The following is a 19,201-nucleotide window of genomic DNA, read 5'->3' as shown; positions in this document are numbered from 1 at the left end:
TGTGACGCCGCGCGGGACGGCGTCGCAGGCGGGCGCGACCATCCAACCGATTGCGCTACCCGCTGCGCTCCACCACACTGCCAGCTCACCCAACCGCAGTCGGAGATTCCATGCAGACACTCACCCCACAATCCCGCGCGGCCATTCTCGAAAACCCGGACGCTCTGGAATGCACCCTCTACCGCCCCGACGAATATGACGAGGAAGCGGAAGAGCAGGACCTAGGAGACGCACGCATCGTCATCACCGGCCCCTTCCAGGCGCCGGCCGAATGGGATGCCAAGGATCGCGACGACTACTTCGACGGCACCGCGCCGGAAGCCTTCGTCGTCGCCCGCATCGCCTGTCAGGCGGCACCCGATTCCGGGGTCTATTTCACCGCCGTGCCCGGCGACTATGCCGCGGTCACCGAAAGCCCGGGCAAGATCTCGATGTTCTATGTCTGGGACTGCCTGAACGACGCCGAAGGCCAGTACGTGCTGATCCGCGAGGAAGAAGACGAGGTCTGATCCACGAGGCGACGCCCACCTCACGGCTTCATGCCCCAGAGGTGGGCTCAGCCCACCGAAGCATCGCAGCCAACTGCTGAGCCTATCCTGCAGAGCTGCATCGCGTACCGACCGCCATCCCTGCTTTGCTGTCTACTGCACACACGCTCACCATCGACACGAGGAACCGCATGCGTTCGCTGATCAGCGCCTGGCAGTCACCGGTTTCGCGGATGAAGCTGGTCGCCGGCCTGCTGCTGTTGCTGGCCGCCCTGCTGTACATCGTCGCGACCCGTTTCGAGACCGTCCACCCGGCCTGGGGCTATGTGGCCTCCTTCGCCGAAGCCGCCATGGTCGGCGCCATCGCCGACTGGTTCGCCGTCACCGCGCTGTTCCGTCACCCGCTCGGCCTGCCGATCCCGCACACGGCAATCATCCCGCGCAGCAAGGCGCGCATCGGCCGCAACCTGTCGAGCTTCATCACCACCCATTTCCTCGCCACGCCGCTGGTGCTCGCCAAGTTGCAGGAGCTGGACCTCGCCTCGCGCCTGGCTGGCTGGCTGCGCCATCCACGCAATGCCGAAGCGGTCGGCCGCCGGCTCACCGGGGTCGCGCATTTCGGCATCGCCGCGCTGCATGACGAGCGCGTGCGCGCCTTTGTCGAAGCCAAGGTGATCGGCCGCGTGCGCAAGTTCGACCTCGCCCCGCCGCTGGCCCAGGCACTGCGCGTGCTGACCAGCCAGGGGCGCCATCAGGCGATGCTCGACGAACTGCTGCTGCGCCTCGACTCGATCATGCAGGACGAACAGACCCGCGCGCTGGTCGCCGACGCCATCAGCCGGGAAATCCGCACCCTGCGCTATCTCGGCCTGAGCCGGCCGGTGAGCGGCTGGTCGGCCAACAAGTTCGTCGACGGCCTGTCCGCGCTGATCGCCGAGATCGCTGCCGATCCCGAACACCTGATCCGCCAGCGCTTCGACGAGCACGTCGGCGAATACATCGAGCGCCTGGAACAGGACCCGCACTACGCCCTGGAGGTCGAGCGCATCCTCGCCCAACTGCTGGAACACCCGGCCACCAGCGCCTATTTCGGCAACCTCTGGCAGGAACTCACAGCCTGGCTGGAAAGCGACCTGGCCCGCGACGATTCGCGCATCGGTCGGCGTATCGTCGCGCTCTGCCGCGGCCTCGGCGACGGCCTGGCGGCGGACGAGTCCATGCGCAACTGGATCAACGAGCAACTGCTGGCGGCCACCCCCGGCCTGTTGGAACGCTACCGCGGGCAGATCGGCGCCTATATCGCTCAGCGCGTGGAGAACTGGGAAAGCCGCGAACTGGTCGAGCAGCTGGAACAGAGCGTCGGCAAGGACCTGCAGTACATCCGCATCAACGGCACCCTGGTCGGTGGCCTGGTCGGACTGGTGCTGCATGCGCTGACGCAGCTGGTGGCAGGCTGAAGGGTTCAGGCCCGACGCAGCGGCGCGCCGCTCTGGCTACCAGCCGCCAGCGGCTCATCGCAGCGCAGCGTTGCCGGGCGGCCGACCAGGTACCACAGGCGGTTGGCCAGGTAGTCGGCATCGCGCGGGTCATGGGTCACGCAGATCATCGCCATCCCGGGGTGCCGATCGAGCAGCCGCGCTATCAGGCCGCGCAGCTCGGCGGCGCGCTCGGCATCCAGCGAGGCGAAGGGTTCGTCGAGCAGCAACAGATCCGGCTCGATCGCCAGACAGCGCGCCAGTGCCGCCCTGCGCGCCATGCCCAGCGAGAGCTGATCCGGCAGGCTGTCGGCCGCGCCACCCAGCCCCACCTCGGCCAATAGCCGCTCGATGTCGGCCGGGCTGGCGCCGACCAGTGCCAGGTTCTGCCGCACCGTGCGCCAGGGCAGCAGCCGGTGTTCCTGGAACAGATAGCCGATGCGCAACCCGGCACGCTGCTGCACGCCTGGGCTCAACCGCGGCTCGAGGCCGGCGATGGCGTTGAGCAGCGTAGTCTTGCCGACACCGGAAGGCCCGAGCAGGCAGATGCGATCGCCGGCACACACCCGGCCCTCGATCACACCGAGCACCGGGTGGCCGGCGGCGGGGCCATTCAGGCGCAGCTCAAGCATGGCGCACGCCCGCTTCGCGCCAGGCGGAGGCGCGGCGTTCGAGCGGTTGCAGCAGGGCCAGCTCGATCAGCTGCACCACGGCGATGAACGCCAGGCTGTAGGCGAGGATGCTTGCCACGTCAAACACCTGGAAGGCCATGTGCAGCTGGAAGCCGATGCCGTCGGAGCGACCGAGCAGCTCCACCACCAGCACGATCTTCCAGATCAGCGCCAACCCACCGCGGGTGGCCGCCATCAGGTAGGGGAACAGCTGAGGCAGCCAGACGTGGGCGATGCGCTGCCAGCGGCCGAAGCCGTAGACCCGCGCCATCTGCTCGAGCTTGGGGTCTAGGCTGCGGGCGCCTTCGCGCACAGTCACCGCCACGTTCGGCACCTTGTTGACCACCACCGCCAGCACCGCCGCCGCTTCCACCAGGCCGAACCAGACGTAGAGCAGGATGATGGTGACCAGCGCCGGCAGGTTGAGAAACAGCACCAGCAGCGGATCGAGCAGCGCATTGGCCAGCCGCGAGCGGCCCATCCACACACCAAGCAGCGTGCCCAGCGCCATAGCCAGGGCAAACGCGATCAGCACTCGGCGCAAGGTCACCAGCAGGTGCTCGGGCAGCTCGCCGCTCTGCAGCGCTTGCCAGAAGGTATCGAGCACAGCGGCGGGCGTGGGCAGCAACGGTGTCTGCACCACCAGTGCGATGCCGGCCCAGAGCAGCAGCGCCAACGGCAGCGCCACCCAGCAGGCCCAGCGCGAGCCGCTCATGGTGCGCTCTGGAACAGCGCGGCCGGCATCAGCCGAGCCGGATCGCTGCCGGTCAGCACCAGCAGCCGCTGCAGGTCGGCGATTCGTGCGGCATCCAGCGGCTGCGGAATGCCCGCGACGAAACTGTCGCGCAGCGCGGCGAACACCGCCTCATCCTCGGCGCGCATGAGCGGACGGATCGCCTGCCAGTACGCCGGTTCGCTGGCGAGCTCGTGCTTGCTCTGGCGCAGTGCGCTGGCGAAGCGTTGCAGCAACGCTTCGTTGGCCTGCGCCCAGGGTTCGGGAAACAGATAGCCGAGTACCGGCAACTGCGCATCGAGCTGCAGATCGCCCAGCAGGTCGGCCAGGCCGAAGGCAGTCTGCACCCCGCCCTCGCCACGCAGGCGCGCGGAGAAATGCCAGAACGTCAGCAGCGCATCCAGCTGGCCGCGGCGCAGCGCCTGGCCCAGCAGCGGCGGCGCGGCGTACTGCACGCGGGCCTCCCTGGCGAGATCGATGCCCTGCTCCGCCGCGGCGCGTCGCAGCAGCAGCCAGCCGATGCCGTCCGGCCCGCCGGCGACGCCGATGCGCTTGCCGCGCAGATCGGCCAGCGTGCGGATCGTGCTGCCGGCCGGCACCAGCACTTCACCGAGCTGCGAGGAGAACGGCAGGTAGCGATAGCTGCTGCCCGCCGCATGCCGCGCCTGCGCCCAGGGCAGGTCGCTCACCGCACCATCGACACTGCCGCTGGACAATGCCAGGCGCGACGCCGGCACGTCGGCCGCCAGGCGCACCTTCAGTTCGAAGCCGTTGGCGTGGTCCAGCTGACGTCGTTTGAGGTGTTCCAGCTCCCAGTGTGGCGTGCCGAACTGCAGCACGCTCAGGGTGAGCACCGGCAACGCCTCGGCGCGGGCGCACCAGGGCAGCACGGCGATGCTCAGCAGAACGCCGAACCGCAGCCACCTGCTGCAGGCGCTGAAGGCATGCTGTATACGGCGAACGAGGACGAGCGTGGGAGGCATCATGCCCGCAGGGTACGAAGCCCCCCGGCGGGCACGAATTGTACTTTGGTGCCTGTTTGCTGCTGCGATGGTCGCGAAGCGCGCCGGCCGCCGACATGGCCGGCGCCGCGATCAGGCCTGGGTGGCGATGCGTTGCAGCAGGCGCGCCTGCAGCTTCTCCAGCTCCGCCGGATCGGCCTTGCCCGCCGCGTGGATGCCCAGCCCTTCACCGGCGTAGCGCGGCACGATGTGCATGTGGATATGGAACACCGTCTGCCCGGCCGGCGCGCCATTGAACTGGGCGACCTGCACGCCGTCGGGCTCGAGCTCGGCGACGATGGCCCGGGTCAGCTTCTGCACCACCTTGATCACCTTGGCCAGCGCCTCGCTGTCCACGTCGAGGATGTTGCAGGCCGCCGAGCGCTTGGGGATGACCAGCGTGTGGCCGAAGGACTGCGGGAACAGATCGAGAAAGGCGAGCACGTCGTCGTCCTCGTAGAGCTTGTAGCAGGGGGCGTCGCCGCGAATGATCTGGGCGAAGATGTTCTGCGGATCGTAGGTCGTGGTCAGGGACACCGGGAGTTCTCCGACAAGTGGAAAAAGCAGACCTTAGCACTCTCCAGGCGAGGTGAAACGCTGAACGTTGTGCCAACGGCGAGGCTCTGAGCTTGAACACCCCCCGCGATCCGAGGTCTTCCCGATGCACGTCCGCGCCATCGCCCCGCTTGCCGCCGCAGTCGCACTCTGCCTGTCGTCTGTGACCGCCGTGGCTGCCGAAATCGAACCCGCCGAACTGTTGAAACAGGCGAAAGCCGAACAGCCGGCCTATCTCGAAACCGTCGAGCAGCTGGTAGCCGTGGATACCGGCACCGGCCAGGAAAAGGGTCTGGCCACGGTCAGCCAGATGCTGGTCGAGCGCCTGCAGGCACTGGGGGCCGAGGTGAGCACCCGACCGGCCACGCCCTCGGTAGGGGACAATATCGTCGCCACCTTGCAGGGCAAGGGCAGCAAGAACTTCCTGCTGATGATCCATTACGACACCGTGTTCGCCGAAGGCAGCGCCGCCGAACGCCCGTTCCGCATGGACGGGCAGCGCGCCTACGGGCCGGGTGTCGCCGATGCCAAGGGCGGCGTGGCGATGATCCTGCATGCGCTCAAGCTGCTGCGCGACCAGCAGTTCGACGACTACGGCACGATCACTGTGCTGTTCAATCCGGACGAGGAGATGGGCTCGGCGGGCTCGAAGGCACTGATCGCCGAACTCGCCCGCAAGCATGATTACGTTTTCTCCTACGAACCGCCGGATCGCGACGCGGTAACCACCGCCACCAATGGCATCAACGCCGTGATGCTGGAGGTCAAGGGCAAATCGTCCCACGCAGGCTCCGCACCGGAAGATGGACGCAACGCCATCCTGGAGCTGGCGCACCAGCTGGTGCAGCTCAAGGATCTGGGAGATGCGGACAAGGGCACCACGGTCAGCTGGACCATGATCGACGGCGGCGAGAAGCGCAACATCATTCCCAACAAGGCCAGCGCCGAGGCGGACATGCGTTACTCGGACCTCACTGAGACCGAGCGAGTGCTCGCCGACGGCCAGCGCATCATTCAGAACCGGCTGATCGATGACACCCAGGTCGAACTGCGCATCGACAAGGGTCGCCCGCCGCTGGCGGAAAATTCCGCGTCCAAGCGCCTGGCCGAGACCGCCCAGCGCCTGTACAGCGAGATCGACCAGCGCATCGAACCCATCGCCATGCGATTCGGCACCGATGCCGGCTATGCCTATGTGCCGGGCAGCGACAAGCCGGCCGTGCTGGAAACCATGGGCGTGGTCGGTGCCGGGCTGCATTCGGAGGACGAGTACATCGAACTGGCCAGCATCGCGCCGCGGCTCTACCTGACCACGGCGATGATCCGCGCGCTGTCCACCGACGCGCCCTAGCAGGCGGCGAGCGGCTGGCGGTTCCCCTTGCCGGGATGGCGTCACGAAGCGCGGGCCAGACGGCCTGCGCTACGGCACAATCGGCGCTTCGCCAGCCGCCTTCAGCAAGGAGCCCCGCATGCAACTGGCCAGGATCGAACAGCTGCTCGTCGGCACAGCCGTGCCCTTCACCCGCCCCGGCAGCCACAGCGCCATCGCCAAGCAGCCCACTGCCGGGCCGGTGGCGGTCGGCAGCGAAGGGCTCGCCGGCGACGAACAGGGCGATCGCCGTGTGCATGGCGGGATCTACAAGGCGCTGCATCACTACCCGTTCGAGCACTATCACCACTGGCGTGCTCAGCTCGGCCATTCGCCGCTGCTCGAGCGGCCCGGAGCCTTCGGCGAGAACATCAGCACCACCGGCCTCGGCGAGGCCGACCTCTGTCTGGGCGACGTGCTGCGCTGTGGCAACGTGCTGCTGCAGGTGGCGCAGACCCGCCAGCCCTGCTGGAAGCTCAACGACCGCTTCGGCGTGCAGGACATGTCGCTGCGCGTCCAGCGAAGCGGCCTGTGCGGTTGGTATTACCAGGTGCTCGAGCCCGGCGAGCTGCAAGTCGGCCAGGCACTGCTGCTGGAGCAGCGCGCCTACCCGCGCTGGCCTCTGACGCGGGTGATGGACGTGCTCTACCGCCGACCGCTGGAGCGCGCCGACCTGCTCGAACTGGCCGAACTGCCGCTGGTGCCGAACTGGCGCACGCTCGTCGAACGCAGGCTGCAGAACAACGCGGTGGAAGACTGGAGCAAGCGCCTCGACGGCCTGGCGAACGCCGAGCAGCCGGCCGGCTGAGCAACATGCAAAGGCAGTAGGCGAAAGCCGGCGCGGCAGGTATCTTCGCCACCTCCCACAACAGGACCGCCTGCTCGATGCTCCGCCTTGCCACCCTCTGCGCCCTGGCGCTGTTCGCCTGCACCGCCCACGCCAAGGTCGAGGTGCTGCCGCTGGAGCACGAGGACCAGGGGCTGGTACTGGTGGCTCGGGTTACCGAGCAGATCGCGCCGGGCGACTACGAGGCATTGCTCAAGGGCATCATGGCCCATCCCGGCAAATATGCGCGCAAGCTGCTGATCCTCGACAACATCGGCGGCAGCGCCGCGGAGGCCATGCGCATGGGCTACCTGCTGCGCGAAACCGGCTTCGATGCGCTGGTGCCGGCAAGCGCGGTCTGCCAGGGCAGCTGCATCTACCTGCTGGCGGCCGGTCGACAACGCACGATACGTGGCTATGTCGGCCTGCATCGCCCCTATCTCGCCAACGGCGAGTCGGCGCTGTCCATCGGCCAGCGGCCGCGACGCACGCCGCAGGCCTACCTGCGCGACATGGGCGTGAACCCGCGGCTGGCCGATGACATGCAGCAGATCGATCCCTGGCGCATGCGCCTGCTGACGCCCCGTGAACTGGCGCGCTACCGGCTGCAGTGACGTGCGCGCCGCGCTGCCCTTGGGCCTCCCTCTCGCCACACTGCTGAGCGGTCTGGCACTCGGCCTGATCGAGCCGATCGGGGCGCTGCTCGTGCTGGCGTTCGCCGGCTGGCTGCTGGCCGAGCCGTACCTGCCACGGCTGCCGTGGCTGGCAACCACCTTGATCGGCGCCATTGTGCTGGCCGCGCATCTGCTGCCCGGCTTCAACCCCTTGCCGCTGGGGCCGCCGCAGGACCTGGGCGGTGCGGCGCCCTGGCAACTGCGGCTCAGCCCGGACAAGGCCATGGTCGCCGCGCTGCTGCTCGCCTGGTGGCTGGGCCAGCCGCGCGCAGCCTGGCGCTCGAAGCGATGCACATGGCTGGTCTCGGGCGCGTGCCTGGCATCCGTGCCGCTGCTGGCGGTGGCCGGCGGCGTCCTCGCCTGGCAGCCGAAGTGGCCGGAGCAGTTCCTCGCCTGGCTGGCCGTCAATCTGGCCGTCACCTGTCTCGCCGAGGAGCTGATCTTTCGCGCTCTGCTGCAGCGTGAACTGGTCCGTCGCTTCGGCGCGGCCAGTGGCATCGGCCTCGCAGCGATCCTGTTCGGCGCGGCTCATCTGCCCTTCGGGACCGGTTTCGCCCTGCTCGCCGGCCTGGCCGGTTTGGGCTACGGCCTGGCGTTTCACTGTGCCGGCGACCGGCTATGGGTGGCGGTGTCACTGCATGGCCTCCTCAACTGCCTGCATCTGCTCCTGCTGAGCTATCCGCTGCGCTGATTCGGAAAGTTTCCACCGCCCTGTCGATTTGTCCCGCGCCCGTTCGTCCAATGATCGGAGCCAGCGGAAATCCCGACATCCCCGTCTAGGCTCCTTTCCATCCAACGAAGGAGTCGACCGATGCGTTTCATGGTGATGATAAAGGCCACACCGCAAACCGAAGCCGGCCAGATGCCCGGCGAGGACGTGCTTGCGGCCATGGGCCGCTACAACGAAGAACTGGCCAACGCTGGCGTGCTGCTCGGCGGCGAGGGCCTGCAGCCCAGCAGCAAGGGCGCGCGGGTGCGCTTCGAGGGCGAGCGCTGCAGCGTCATCGACGGCCCGTTCGCCGAGACCCGCGAGCTGATCGCCGGCTTCTGGCTGTTCCAGACCGCTTCGCTGCAGGAGGCGATCGACTGGGTCAGGCGCTGCCCGCCGTCCGCCATCGGCGAGGCGGAGATCGAGATCCGCCAGGTCTTCGAAGCGGAAGACTTCGGCGCCGAGTTCACCCCCGAACTGCGCGAGCAGGAAGAACGCCTGCGTGCGCAACTCAGCCACTGACAGCAAGGAGCACGAAGATGAAGCTTTCCACCTACCTCACCTATGACGGCAATGCCCGCGAGGCCTTCACCTTCTACCAGCAGGTACTGGGCGGCACCCTGGAGCTGATGACCTTCGCACAGGCGCCGGATGCCGAGCAGTTCCCCGCCGAGTACCGCGAGCGGATCATGCATGCCTGCCTCAACCTCGGCGACAGCACGCTGATGGCCTCCGACACGCTGCCCGGAGACACCTGCGGCGGAGGACCGTACGAAGGCATCAAGGGCTGCTCGATTTCCCTGCACCCGACCCGCGTGGCCGAGGCCGAGCAGCTGTTCGCTGCCCTGGGCGAAGGCGGTACGGTGATCATGCCGCTGGAGAAGACCTTCTGGGCCGAGCGTTTCGGCATGCTGACTGACCGCTTCGGTCTGTCTTGGATGGTCAACTGCGAGTGACGCCAGCCTCGCCCCCGCGCCGCTGTCGCCCCCGAAGCAGCACAGCGGCGCGCGGGACGGACAGGCGTTTGGATGCACGGCACTTTTGTTATAACGTATCGCACCTTGCCGGGCGCCGCCGTACCCAGGCCGAGAGGCATTACGTCCTCAAGGCCTCCGCGCCCGTTGTCCGCGAACTTCTGCCATGAGCCGTGCATGCCCGCCCCCGACCTGACCTCGCCCGTTGCGGCGCGCCTTCAATCCATCGACGCGCTGCGCGGCCTGGTGATTCTGTTCATGCTGCTGGACCATGTCCGCGAAACCTTTCTGCTGCACATGCAGGTGCCGGATCCGATGGACGTGGCGGTCACCGAGCCGGCACTGTTCTTCAGCCGCACCCTGGCGCACCTGTGCGCACCGGTATTCATCTTCCTGACCGGGTTATCAGCGTTCCTCTATGGCGAAAAGCATCAGGACCGCCACGCGGTGTCGAGCTTTCTGCTCAAGCGCGGGCTGTTTCTGGTGGCGCTCGAGTTCACCCTGGTCAACTTCGCCTGGACCTTCCAGTTCCCGCCGCAGGTCATCTACCTCCAGGTGATTTGGGCCATCGGCCTGAGCATGCTCGCCCTCTCGGCGCTGCTCTGGCTGCCGCGCCCGTGGCTGGTGCTGCTCGGACTGCTGATCATCGGCGGGCACAACCTGCTCGATCCGCTGCACTTCCCCGTCGGATCACCCATGCACCTGCCGTGGGCCATCCTGCATGATCGCGGCTGGCTCGAGGTCTCGGACAGCCTGCGCCTGCGCACCTCCTACCCGCTGTTGCCCTGGATCGGCGTGATCGCCCTGGGCTACGCCGCCGGCCCCTGGTTCGGACGCAACGCCGATGCCGAACGCCGTCAGCACAACCTCGCCAACTGGGGCAGGGCCGCGCTGCTGCTGTTCGTTCTGCTACGCCTGATCAACGGTTACGGCGAGCAGCCCTGGGTGGTTGGCGAGGATGGACTGCGGACACTGATGAGCCTGCTGAACATCACCAAATATCCGCCGTCGCTGCTGTTCCTCTGCCTGACCCTGGGTACCGGCCTGCTTCTGCTGCGCCACTTCGAGCGCCGCCAGGATCGCGCCTGGCTGCGCCCGCTGACGGTGTTCGGCGCAGCGCCGATGTTCTTCTATCTGCTGCACCTTTACGTGCTGAAGCTGCTCTACCTCGCCGCGGTGGCGATCTGGGGCCTGAACCGTGGCAGCCACTTCGGCTTCGAGGCGGTCTGGCCGCTGTGGTTGTGGACCGTTGTGCTGGCCGTGGCGCTGTACCCGGCCGTGCGCTGGTTTGCCGAGCTCAAGGCCCTGCGCCGGGACATCGCCTGGCTCAAGTACCTGTAAGCTCGGGTCTCATGCGCGCCGCATCGGCAGCCTTCAGACGCAAGTCGACGGCTGCAGTGCGGTGCGCGGCTGGCGAACGGGCTCAGAACATCCCCAGCGCCCAGGCCACGGCGAACAGCACCAGCGAGAAGCCCCACATCCACCACAGCGAGTAGCGGATGTGCCGGCCAAGATCCAGACCGGCCAGGCCAAGCGCAAGCCAGAGCGCGGGCGAGAACGGGCTGATGAAGGTGCCGATGATGTTGCCGATGGTCATCGCGTACACCACGCTGGCAGGCTCCACGCCATGGCTCGCCACCACTTCCAGCGTCACCGGCAGCAGACCGAAGTAATAGGCATCGGTGCTCAGCATCAGCTCCATCGGCAGGCCGAAGACGCCAAGGATGATGTGCAGGCTGGGCACGACCGAGGCGGGCAGGACCTGCACCAGATCCTGGGCGATGGAAGTCAGCATGCCCGTACCGGTGAATATCCCCAGCATGGAGCCCGCTGCCAGAATGATCATGCCCATGCTCAGGGCGGCGGGCGCATGGGCCGCGATGCGTTGCATCTGAGCCTTGCCACCGGGGTAGTTGATCAGCAGCACCAGCGACAGACCGATCATGAAGATGTAGCCGGCCGGCAGCACGCCGGCGAACAGCGAGATCAGCACCAGCAGGAACAACCCGCCGTTGATCCAGAGTCGGCCCGGCCGCTCCAGGGCGCGCTCTTCTTCGGTGGGTTCGTGAAGGCTGTGGTGGCTTTCGACCAGTACGCCGGCATCCGCACCGCCAGCCCCTGAGGCGATACGCCGCTGCTCCCGCCGACCAAGCAGGACGGCGAGCGCCACCAGCAGAACCACGCCGACGCCCTGAATGGCGATCAGCGGCCGCCACAGTTCGGTGACCTCGATACCGGTCACCGCCGCGGCCCGCCCCAGCGGGCCGGCCCAGGGAACCATGTTGAAGATGCCTGCACCGAGCGCCAGCAGCAGCAACATCAGATAAGGGCTCATGCCCAACTTGCGATAGAGCGGCAGCAGTGCCGGAATGGTCAGCAGGAAGGTGGTCGCGCCCGCGCCGTCCAGGTGCGCCAGCATGCCGATCAACGCGGTGGCCACCGTTACGGCGATGACATTACCGCGGGTCAGCCTCACCATGGTTCCGATGATCGGGCGGAACAGTCCGGTGTCCTGCAACACGCCGAAGAAGGTGATGGCGAAGACGAACATCGTGGCAATGGAGATCACCTTGCCGAGGCCGTCGGTGAAGAACCCGGTGATGGCCTCCAGCCCGAAGCCGGCCAGCAAAGCGCCCGCCAGCGGTACCAGAATCAGCGGCAGAATGGGCGCCATCCGTCCTACGAGCAGCAGCACCACCAGGCTGCAGATGGTCAACAGACCAATCAGGGTCAACACAGCTTACCTCCTCTTTATTCTTGTCCGGCCGAAGCAGCGGGGGGGAGCGGGAGGCTACGAAACAAAACTTTCAGCAACCTTTAGCCGTGCCGGGGGTGCCCTCGGCATCTGTGAGCTGATGTGTCGCACGCGTGAATCAGCCGCCGCCGATCCGAAAACTGTGAAGTGGCTAGCAAAATGCCATCATACGAGTCATGATGATTGCAGCGCCCGCTGCGGGCCGGCCGAATTGCCATAAGCCCCCGCACGGCCCGGCTGCCTTGCACGGCACCGTCGGCCACAGCCCTGCTGGCACCCGGAATGTTTATGTCGTCCTTTCGTCTTGCCGTTTGGCCCCTGCTCCTGCTCGCCGCCTGCTACACGCCCCTGGCCAGCGCCATCGGGCTGGGCGAGATCCGTCTGCATTCGGCGCTGGCCGAGCCGCTCACGGCTGACATCGAGCTGATTGACGCGCGCGGACTGGGTGTCGATGACATCAAGGTGCGCCTGGCACCGAGCGACGTGTTTGCCCGCGCCGGAGTCGAGCGGCCCGACTTCCTCGCCAAGCTGAGCTTCGTGCCGGCGCTCGACGGCAACGGCCAGCGGATCCGCGTGAGCTCCGCCGCACCGGTGAACGAGCCGTACCTGAACTTCATCGTCGAGCTCAGCCTGCCGGGCGGCCAGCTGCTGCGCGAGTACACCCTGCTGCTCGACCCGCCACTGTACCAGCCCGACCTGCCGGCGCTGCCGCGTGCCCAGCCGCAAGCACCGGCCATCGTCAGCGCGCCACCCGTGGAACCGCCGCGCGCTCGCGTGCTGCCTGCGGTCGAACAGGGCACGCGGTATCGCATCCAGCCCGGCGACAGCCTCTGGGCCATCACCCAGCGGCTTGAAGGCCGTGCTGTCGGCTCGCACGAAGCGTTGATGGCCGGCCTCTACGCACTCAACCCGGACGCCTTCATCGGCGGTGACCGCAACCGCCTGCGGGTCGGCGCCGATCTGCTGTTGCCGGACGGACTGCAACATGCCACGCCCAGGCCGACGACCCAGGTGGCCGCCGCGCCTCGCGAAGCCGACGCAGCGATACCTCCTCCCGAGCACACCGCGCGGGAGACGCCAGTGACAGCTGATCCCGGGCTGGTGGATGTGCTCAGCCAACTCGAAGCCCAGGTGTTGAGCCTGCAGGCGCAGATGGATGCGCAGAATCGCCTGCTCGCCGAAGCACAGCGGAGCCTGGCGCAACGCGAGACCAGCCCGCTCGCCGCGGAATCTGCCGTCGTCACCGCGCCGGTGCCCCGTGAAGTCAGCGTGGAGCGCCAGGCACCCGCATCCCCGGTTCCCGCGCCTGCCGCGCCCGCTATGACGGCCCAGCCGGACAGCCTCGCCAGCCCCTGGCTGCTCGCCCTTCCCGTGCTGTTCCTGCTGGGCGGCCTGCTGCTACAGCGTCGGCGCGCCAGCGCAGCCGCCACGGCGGCAATCATGGTCGAGGCCCGACCGGCCGGCGTGAAGCGGGCGGAAGCGTCCTTCCCGGACATCAACCCGTTCCAGCGCCAGGTGCCGGTCGTGACGGAAATGACCATGGACGAATACCTCGGCCACGGTCCTGACATGCCGGCCCCCGTTGCGGCACCGGTACAACCAATGCCGTCGCTGGATGACATGATCCTCAGCCTGCCCACGGATCTGGACGAGCTGATCGGCATCGCGCCGGCAACCGACGCCCAATGGCGCGAGCGGCTCAACGAGGCCATCGGCTGCATCGACCGTGGTGAGGTCAACCGCGCCAGCGGCCTGCTGACTGCCCTGCTGGACCGCCCCGACGATGACCGCTTCATCGACGAGCAGCTCGCCCGCAGCGCCTGAGGACGCAACCCCGGGACCGCTCCCCCGGTCGTACGGCATACTAGCCAGCCCCCTTTGGAGAACATGCCCGTGGACCTGCTCTTTCTCGGTACCTCGTCCGGCACCCCGACCCGCGCGCGCAACGTCAGCGCGCTGGCACTGCTGGAAGAGACCGGCAAGGCCTGGTACCTGATCGACTGCGGCGAGGGCACCCAGCATCGTCTGCTGCGCACGCCGCTGTCGCTGCACGACCTGCGCGCGATCTGCATCACCCATGTGCATGGCGACCACTGCTACGGCCTGCCCGGCCTGCTGGCCAGCGCAGGCATGATGGGGCGCAAGGCGCCGCTGACGATCATCGCCCCGCAGGGCATCGAGACCTGGGTACGCGCCACCCTGAGCATGAGTCAGAGCTGGCTGAGCTACGAGCTGGACTTCCATGCGGTCGAGACATTGGGCGAGTGGCGCAGCCCGAACATGCGCATCGAGGCGACCGAGCTGTCCCATCGCGTGCCCTGCTACGGCTACAGCTTCAGCGAGGCGCGCCCCGATCCGCGGCTGGACATCGATCGTCTGGAACATGACGGTGTGCCGCGCGGCCCGCTCTGGGGCCAGCTGGCGCGCGGCTTCGACATCGAGCACGAGGGGCGCGTGCTGCGCAGCCACGACTACCTGAGCTTCAGCCGCAGCCCGCGGCGCATCGTCGTCGGGGGCGACAACGACCGCCCCGACCTGCTGGCCGAAACCTGCCGCGATGCCCAGCTGCTGGTGCACGAGGCGACCTACACCGAGGCCGTGGCCAACGACGCTCGCAACGACTTCGGCCACAGCACGGCCGCCACCGTGGCGCGCTTCGCCCAGGCGGTCGGTTTGCCCAACCTGGTGCTGACCCACTTCAGCGCGCGCTATCAGAAGCACGTCGGCCGCGGCCATTCGATCGAGGACCTGCGCGCCGAAGCCGCTGCGCTCTACGCCGGCCAGCTGCTGCTCGCCGAGGATTACCTGCGCCTGCATCTGGGCAAGGATGGTCTGCTGACGGTCGTCGAACCGCCGTCCACTTCGCGCCCGCCGCGCCGCGACGGCGAATCCAGGGCCTGAACCGGTAAATCGTCAGCAACCGCACCGGTGCTGACATGGCTGTCTACACTGGCTGCTGCCACCCAGCGCAACCGCCTTGCCATCTTTCGCCCCACCGAAGGAGCCGCCGATGGAACGTCTGACTGCCAGAGACTTCGCCCCCGAACTGCTCGAGCTCTACGATTTCTACGTGCACGGCAAACTCAACCGCCGCGAATTCCTCGACCGCGCCGCCGCCTTCACCCTGTGCAGCATGACGGCGGTCGCCGTGCTCGACGCGCTCACGCCCAACTATGCGCTGGCGCAACAGATCGCCTTTACCGACCCCGACATCGTCGCCGAGTATGTCCGCTATTCCTCGCCCAGAGGCCACGGCGAGGTCCGTGCTTATCTGGTGCGCCCGGCCAAGGCCGAGGGCAAGGTGCCGGGCATCATCGTCGTGCACGAGAACCGTGGCCTCAATCCCTATATCGAAGACGTGGCCCGGCGCGTGGCCAAGGCCGGGTTCGTCGCCCTGGCGCCCGACGGCCTGAGTTCGGTCGGCGGCTACCCCGGCAACGACGACAAGGGCCGTGAACTGCAGGCTCAGGTCGATCCGCAGAAGCTGATGAACGACTTCTTCGCCGCCATCGAATGGCTGATGGCCCACGAGACCACCAGCGACAAGGTCGGCATCACCGGCTTCTGCTACGGCGGCGGGGTGGCGAACGCCGCATCGGTGGCTTACCCCGAACTCGGCGCCGCCGTGCCGTTCTATGGCCGCCAGGCGGACCCGGCGGATGTGGAGAATATCCGCGCGCCGCTGCTGTTCCATTTCGCCGAACAGGACGAGCGCGTCAACGAAACCTGGCCCGCCTACGAAGCCGCACTCAAGGCCGCCGGCAAGCCCTACGAGGCCTATATCTACCCCGGCACCCACCACGGCTTTCACAACGACAGCACGCCGCGTTACGACGAGCCGGCAGCCGAGCTGGCGTGGCAACGCACCATTGCCTGGTTCCAGCGCCATCTGAACTGACTGCGACGGCCTTTTCGTCGCCGCTTTCCGGTCTGTGCCACACCCGGTGAGTTCGAGCCGAGGCGTCATGGTCGATACATTCATCCGCGCATGTTGACGTTTACGTAAAAGAACAGTACAGCTATGCCTTCCGCCCCGCTCCAGGAAAGCGCCATGACTATCAGCACCCTGCTCGGCGACGGCCCGACCGATCTGTGGATCGACGGCAGCCACGGCCGGATGTTCGTCCGCAGCTGGTTCCCGGAGCGCGACGCGCTGCGCCCGAACCACGCCCCGATCCTGCTGTTGCACGAGTCGCTCGGCTGTATCGAACAGTGGAAAGACTTCCCATCCGCCCTCGCCCAGGCAACCGGTCGAACAGTGGTCGCCTATGACCGGCTGGGCTTCGGCCGCTCCGACCGCTTGACCACTCCGCCGGCACCCACCTTCGTCGAAGACGAAGCTGCGCAAGGCTTCGCCCGAGTGTTGGCACACCTGGGTATCGACCGCTTCGTGGTGCTCGGACATAGCGTCGGTGGCAGCATGGCCGTGCATTGCGCCGCGCGGTATCCCGAAGCCTGCCAGGCGATGATCACGATGTCGGCGGTCACCTTCGTCGAACAGCGCACGCTCTCAGGCATCCGCCAGGCCAGGGCCTGGTTCGCCGACCCCGCGCAACGCGAACGTCTGCGCCGCTATCACGGCGAGCGCAGTGACTGGGTCCTGAGCGCCTGGATCGATACCTGGCTGGCGCCGGATTTCGCCACATGGACGCTGGCCCACGCGCTGCCTGCGGTCGGCTGTCCGAGCCTTGCCATCCATGGCGATGATGATGAGTTCGGCTCCGAACGCCACCCGCAGCTGATCGCCGACCACGCCGGCGGTCAGGTCGAACAGGCGCTGCTTTCAGGGGTGGGCCATGTTCCGCATCGAGAGCAACCGGGACAGGTGCTGGAGCGGATCGAACGGTTCCTGCAGCGGATCGGCTAGCTCGCTGCGCGCATAGACGCAGCAGAGCGTTTGCGCGCGAGGGTAGGCAGGGTGCCTTCGCCGCTGGCGAAGGCGCTGGAGGTCAGGCCCGCTGGTTGAAACGACCCAGGTCCATGTGTCGGTTCACATCCTTGTACAGCAGATAGCGGAACTTGCCCGGGCCGCCGGAATAGCAGGCCTGCGGACAGAACGCGCGCAGCCACATGTAGTCGCCCGCCTCGACCTCGACCCAATCCTGATTCAAGCGATACACCGCCTTGCCTTCCAAGACGTAGAGGCCGTGCTCCATCACGTGGGTTTCAGCGAAGGGGATAACCGCACCCGGCTCGAACGTGACGATGTTGACGTGCATGTCGTGGCGCATGTCGCTCATGTCGACGAAGCGCGTGGTCACCCATTTGCCATCGGTACCCGGCATGGGGATCGGCTCGATATCGTTCTCGTTGGTCACGAAGGCCTCCGGGTAGGGCAAGCCTTCGACGGCCTGATAGCCCTTGCGGATCCAGTGGAAACGTACCGGCGCCGCTCCGGTGTTGCGCACGCTCCATTTCGCAGCAGGCGGTATGAACGCATAGCTGCCGGGACGCATGTCGTAGAGGGTTCCCTCGATCGTCAGAGAGAACTCTCCGTCCACGACGAACAGCACGCCCTCGGCGTTCGGGTCATGCTCCGGCCGGTCACTGCCGCCGCCGGCGCCAAGCTCCACGATGTACTGCGAAAAGGTTTCGGCGAAGCCGGAAAGCGGACGGGACAGCACCCACATGCGCATGTTGTCCCAGAAGGGCAAGTGGCTGGTGACGATGTCGCGCAGCACGCCCTTGGGAATGACTGCATAGGCTTCGGTGAACATTGCACGATCGGTCAGCAGTTGAGTCTGCTCGGGATGTCCGCCCTTGGGGACGTAGTACGTTGTGCTTGCCATGGTTCTCCAGGTGGATGGAGGGCTTGCCGATACTCAACCGCAAGCCGGGTGGATGGAAAGCCAACTGTATACAAGGAAGATGTGAATGGTCAAAGATTGTATACAATCTTTTCTGCGCCCGATGCCCACGAGTAACGCGGCATGGCATATGGCGCGCTGAACTCGCCGCGGCGCTGGTGGGGAGGTCATCTGCTGGATGGAATGGCCAACCGGGCAGCTTCGAAGTTGCCGCCGATGGCCAGGAAGAATGGCTACGCCGCCTACCTACGCGACTCGACGCCATCGACTATGGCGCGGAGACGCGAGGAACTGAAAAATCATGGATGAGAAGGGATCGACAAGCGCATCCGCATTCCTCGAGACCGTGCACCGCCAGAACGCTCAACAGCGGCAGCCGGCCTTCGGACCCGCCTTTGCGTCACGCCGAACAGTCAGCCCTTGAAGCCTTTGGCCACCAGATAGACCTCCCGCGAACGCGGGCGCGACGCCTCCGGCTTGCGGATCACCACCTTCTCGAACGAGCTGCGCACGTCCTTGAGAAACTCGTCGGAGCCTTCGCCCTGGAACACCTTGACCACGTAATTGCCGCCGGGCTTGAGCACCTGGCGAACCATGTCGAGGGTAAGTTCCACCAGGTACATCGAGGCAGCCTGGTCGGCAGCGGCGACGCCGCTGATGTTCGGCGCGATGTCAGACACGATCAGGTCGGGTTGCCGGCCGTCGAGCATGTCGAGAATCTGCTGGAACACGGCGTCCTCGGTGAAGTCGCCCTGAACGAAATCGACGTTATCCAGCCCGCCCATCGGCAGGATGTCGGTGGCCAGCACCCTGCCCTTCTCGCCGACGATTCCGCCGGCCACCTGCGACCAGCCGCCAGGCGCGGAACCGAGATCCATGACCAGCATGCCGGGGCGTATCAGTTTGTCCTTCTCGTTCAGCTCGATCAGCTTGTAGCTGGAGCGCGAGCGCAAGCCATCCTTCTGCGCGCGTTTGACGAAGGGATCGTTGACGTGTTCATCCAGCCAACGACGGCTGCTTTTGGATCGTTTCATGATAGAGCCAACCACGGAGAATCAAGGTAAGACGCGCGCCAACAGGCAGGACCCTGCGCAACTGTCGGGCAAATTGGCGGCGATTATAAGCCGATAATGCCGGGCCGCGGGCGCCGGGCGCAGCACCTGC

The 19,201-nt window shown here is 66.8% G+C and carries 20 protein-coding genes; 13 read left to right on the top strand and 7 right to left on the bottom strand.

Annotated features, from left to right (window positions below; translation table 11 throughout):
* Positions 1-110: 110 nt before the first annotated feature.
* Together P5703_RS05260 and P5703_RS05255 are read left to right on the top strand one after the other, a co-directional pair.
* A complete protein-coding gene (locus P5703_RS05260) occupies positions 111-509 on the top strand; it encodes a hypothetical protein (RefSeq protein ID WP_011914030.1) in 399 nt (132 codons plus the stop codon).
* Between the two features lie 170 nt (positions 510-679).
* A complete protein-coding gene (locus P5703_RS05255; protein ID WP_045632398.1) occupies positions 680-1,945 on the top strand; it encodes a DUF445 domain-containing protein in 1,266 nt (421 codons plus the stop codon).
* Positions 1,946-1,950: 5 nt separating this feature from the next.
* Here P5703_RS05255 and P5703_RS05250 read toward each other — a convergent pair whose 3' ends face one another.
* From P5703_RS05250 to P5703_RS05235, 4 genes are all read right to left on the bottom strand, one after another.
* Positions 1,951-2,595, bottom strand: coding sequence for an ABC transporter ATP-binding protein (locus P5703_RS05250; protein ID WP_045632399.1), 645 nt, complete (start codon positions 2,593-2,595; stop codon positions 1,951-1,953).
* On the bottom strand, positions 2,588-3,349 hold the full coding sequence (locus P5703_RS05245) for an ABC transporter permease (protein WP_045632400.1): 762 nt from the start codon (positions 3,347-3,349) through the stop codon (positions 2,588-2,590). The genes P5703_RS05250 and P5703_RS05245 overlap by 8 nt, the downstream gene beginning before the upstream one ends.
* Entirely contained in the window at positions 3,346-4,353 is a 1,008-nt protein-coding gene (locus P5703_RS05240; RefSeq protein ID WP_279641229.1) for an ABC transporter substrate-binding protein, read from the bottom strand. The genes P5703_RS05245 and P5703_RS05240 overlap by 4 nt, the downstream gene beginning before the upstream one ends.
* A gap of 108 nt (positions 4,354-4,461) precedes the next feature.
* The gene (locus P5703_RS05235; protein WP_013983560.1) at positions 4,462-4,905 is read right to left on the bottom strand and encodes an HIT family protein; all 444 of its coding nucleotides are present in this window, start codon (positions 4,903-4,905) and stop codon (positions 4,462-4,464) included.
* Positions 4,906-5,029: 124 nt separating this feature from the next.
* Here P5703_RS05235 and P5703_RS05230 point away from each other — a divergent pair, with 124 nt between their 5' ends.
* The 7 genes from P5703_RS05230 to P5703_RS05200 all read left to right on the top strand — a co-directional run bounded on the left by P5703_RS05230 (position 5,030) and on the right by P5703_RS05200 (position 10,816).
* Positions 5,030-6,274, top strand: coding sequence for a M20/M25/M40 family metallo-hydrolase (locus P5703_RS05230; RefSeq protein WP_019405257.1), 1,245 nt, complete (start codon positions 5,030-5,032; stop codon positions 6,272-6,274).
* Between the two features lie 118 nt (positions 6,275-6,392).
* Positions 6,393-7,100 (top strand): MOSC domain-containing protein, encoded by a 708-nt coding sequence (locus P5703_RS05225; RefSeq protein ID WP_170799140.1) that lies wholly within the window; start codon positions 6,393-6,395, stop codon positions 7,098-7,100.
* A gap of 77 nt (positions 7,101-7,177) precedes the next feature.
* Entirely contained in the window at positions 7,178-7,732 is a 555-nt protein-coding gene (locus tag P5703_RS05220; protein WP_014597338.1) for a COG3904 family protein, read from the top strand.
* Position 7,733: 1 nt separating this feature from the next.
* Positions 7,734-8,483, top strand: a complete 750-nt coding sequence (locus P5703_RS05215; RefSeq protein WP_218421740.1) for a CPBP family intramembrane glutamic endopeptidase — start codon at positions 7,734-7,736, stop codon at positions 8,481-8,483.
* Positions 8,484-8,603: 120 nt separating this feature from the next.
* A complete protein-coding gene (locus tag P5703_RS05210) occupies positions 8,604-9,023 on the top strand; it encodes a YciI family protein (protein ID WP_243364310.1) in 420 nt (139 codons plus the stop codon).
* 17 nt (positions 9,024-9,040) lie between these two features.
* Positions 9,041-9,457 (top strand): VOC family protein, encoded by a 417-nt coding sequence (locus tag P5703_RS05205; RefSeq protein WP_011914041.1) that lies wholly within the window; start codon positions 9,041-9,043, stop codon positions 9,455-9,457.
* Positions 9,458-9,652: 195 nt separating this feature from the next.
* Positions 9,653-10,816 (top strand): acetyltransferase domain-containing protein, encoded by a 1,164-nt coding sequence (locus P5703_RS05200; RefSeq protein ID WP_279641228.1) that lies wholly within the window; start codon positions 9,653-9,655, stop codon positions 10,814-10,816.
* An 82-nt stretch (positions 10,817-10,898) separates the two neighbouring features.
* Here the strand turns inward: P5703_RS05200 and P5703_RS05195 are convergent, their stop codons facing one another.
* Positions 10,899-12,212 carry a CitMHS family transporter gene (locus P5703_RS05195; RefSeq protein ID WP_279641227.1) on the bottom strand — a complete coding sequence of 438 codons (1,314 nt, stop codon included), beginning with the start codon at positions 12,210-12,212 and terminating at the stop codon, positions 10,899-10,901.
* Positions 12,213-12,518: 306 nt separating this feature from the next.
* On the opposite strand from P5703_RS05195, the gene P5703_RS05190 reads away from it, so the two are divergent.
* The 4 genes from P5703_RS05190 (at position 12,519) to P5703_RS05175 (ending at position 17,097) form a co-directional block, all read left to right on the top strand.
* Positions 12,519-14,054, top strand: a complete 1,536-nt coding sequence (locus P5703_RS05190; RefSeq protein ID WP_279641226.1) for a type IV pilus assembly protein FimV — start codon at positions 12,519-12,521, stop codon at positions 14,052-14,054.
* Between the two features lie 69 nt (positions 14,055-14,123).
* On the top strand, positions 14,124-15,131 hold the full coding sequence (locus tag P5703_RS05185) for a ribonuclease Z (protein ID WP_170934334.1): 1,008 nt from the start codon (positions 14,124-14,126) through the stop codon (positions 15,129-15,131).
* A gap of 109 nt (positions 15,132-15,240) precedes the next feature.
* On the top strand, positions 15,241-16,128 hold the full coding sequence (gene yghX, locus P5703_RS05180) for a YghX family hydrolase (RefSeq protein ID WP_279641225.1): 888 nt from the start codon (positions 15,241-15,243) through the stop codon (positions 16,126-16,128).
* A 153-nt stretch (positions 16,129-16,281) separates the two neighbouring features.
* Positions 16,282-17,097 carry an alpha/beta fold hydrolase gene (locus P5703_RS05175; protein WP_045633819.1) on the top strand — a complete coding sequence of 272 codons (816 nt, stop codon included), beginning with the start codon at positions 16,282-16,284 and terminating at the stop codon, positions 17,095-17,097.
* A gap of 82 nt (positions 17,098-17,179) precedes the next feature.
* Here the strand turns inward: P5703_RS05175 and P5703_RS05170 are convergent, their stop codons facing one another.
* Positions 17,180-18,019, bottom strand: a complete 840-nt coding sequence (locus tag P5703_RS05170) for a bifunctional allantoicase/(S)-ureidoglycine aminohydrolase (protein WP_013983570.1) — start codon at positions 18,017-18,019, stop codon at positions 17,180-17,182.
* Positions 18,020-18,450: 431 nt separating this feature from the next.
* Complete coding sequence (gene rlmE, locus P5703_RS05165) at positions 18,451-19,071, bottom strand: 23S rRNA (uridine(2552)-2'-O)-methyltransferase RlmE (protein ID WP_013983571.1); 621 nt, start codon at positions 19,069-19,071, stop codon at positions 18,451-18,453.
* Positions 19,072-19,201 lie beyond the last annotated feature (130 nt).

Origin of the sequence: Stutzerimonas sp. FeSN7 (assembly GCF_030263795.1) — a bacterium.
GTDB classification, from domain to species: Bacteria; Pseudomonadota; Gammaproteobacteria; order Pseudomonadales; family Pseudomonadaceae; genus Stutzerimonas; species Stutzerimonas stutzeri.
This window is presented reverse-complemented; position numbering and strand designations above follow the sequence as displayed.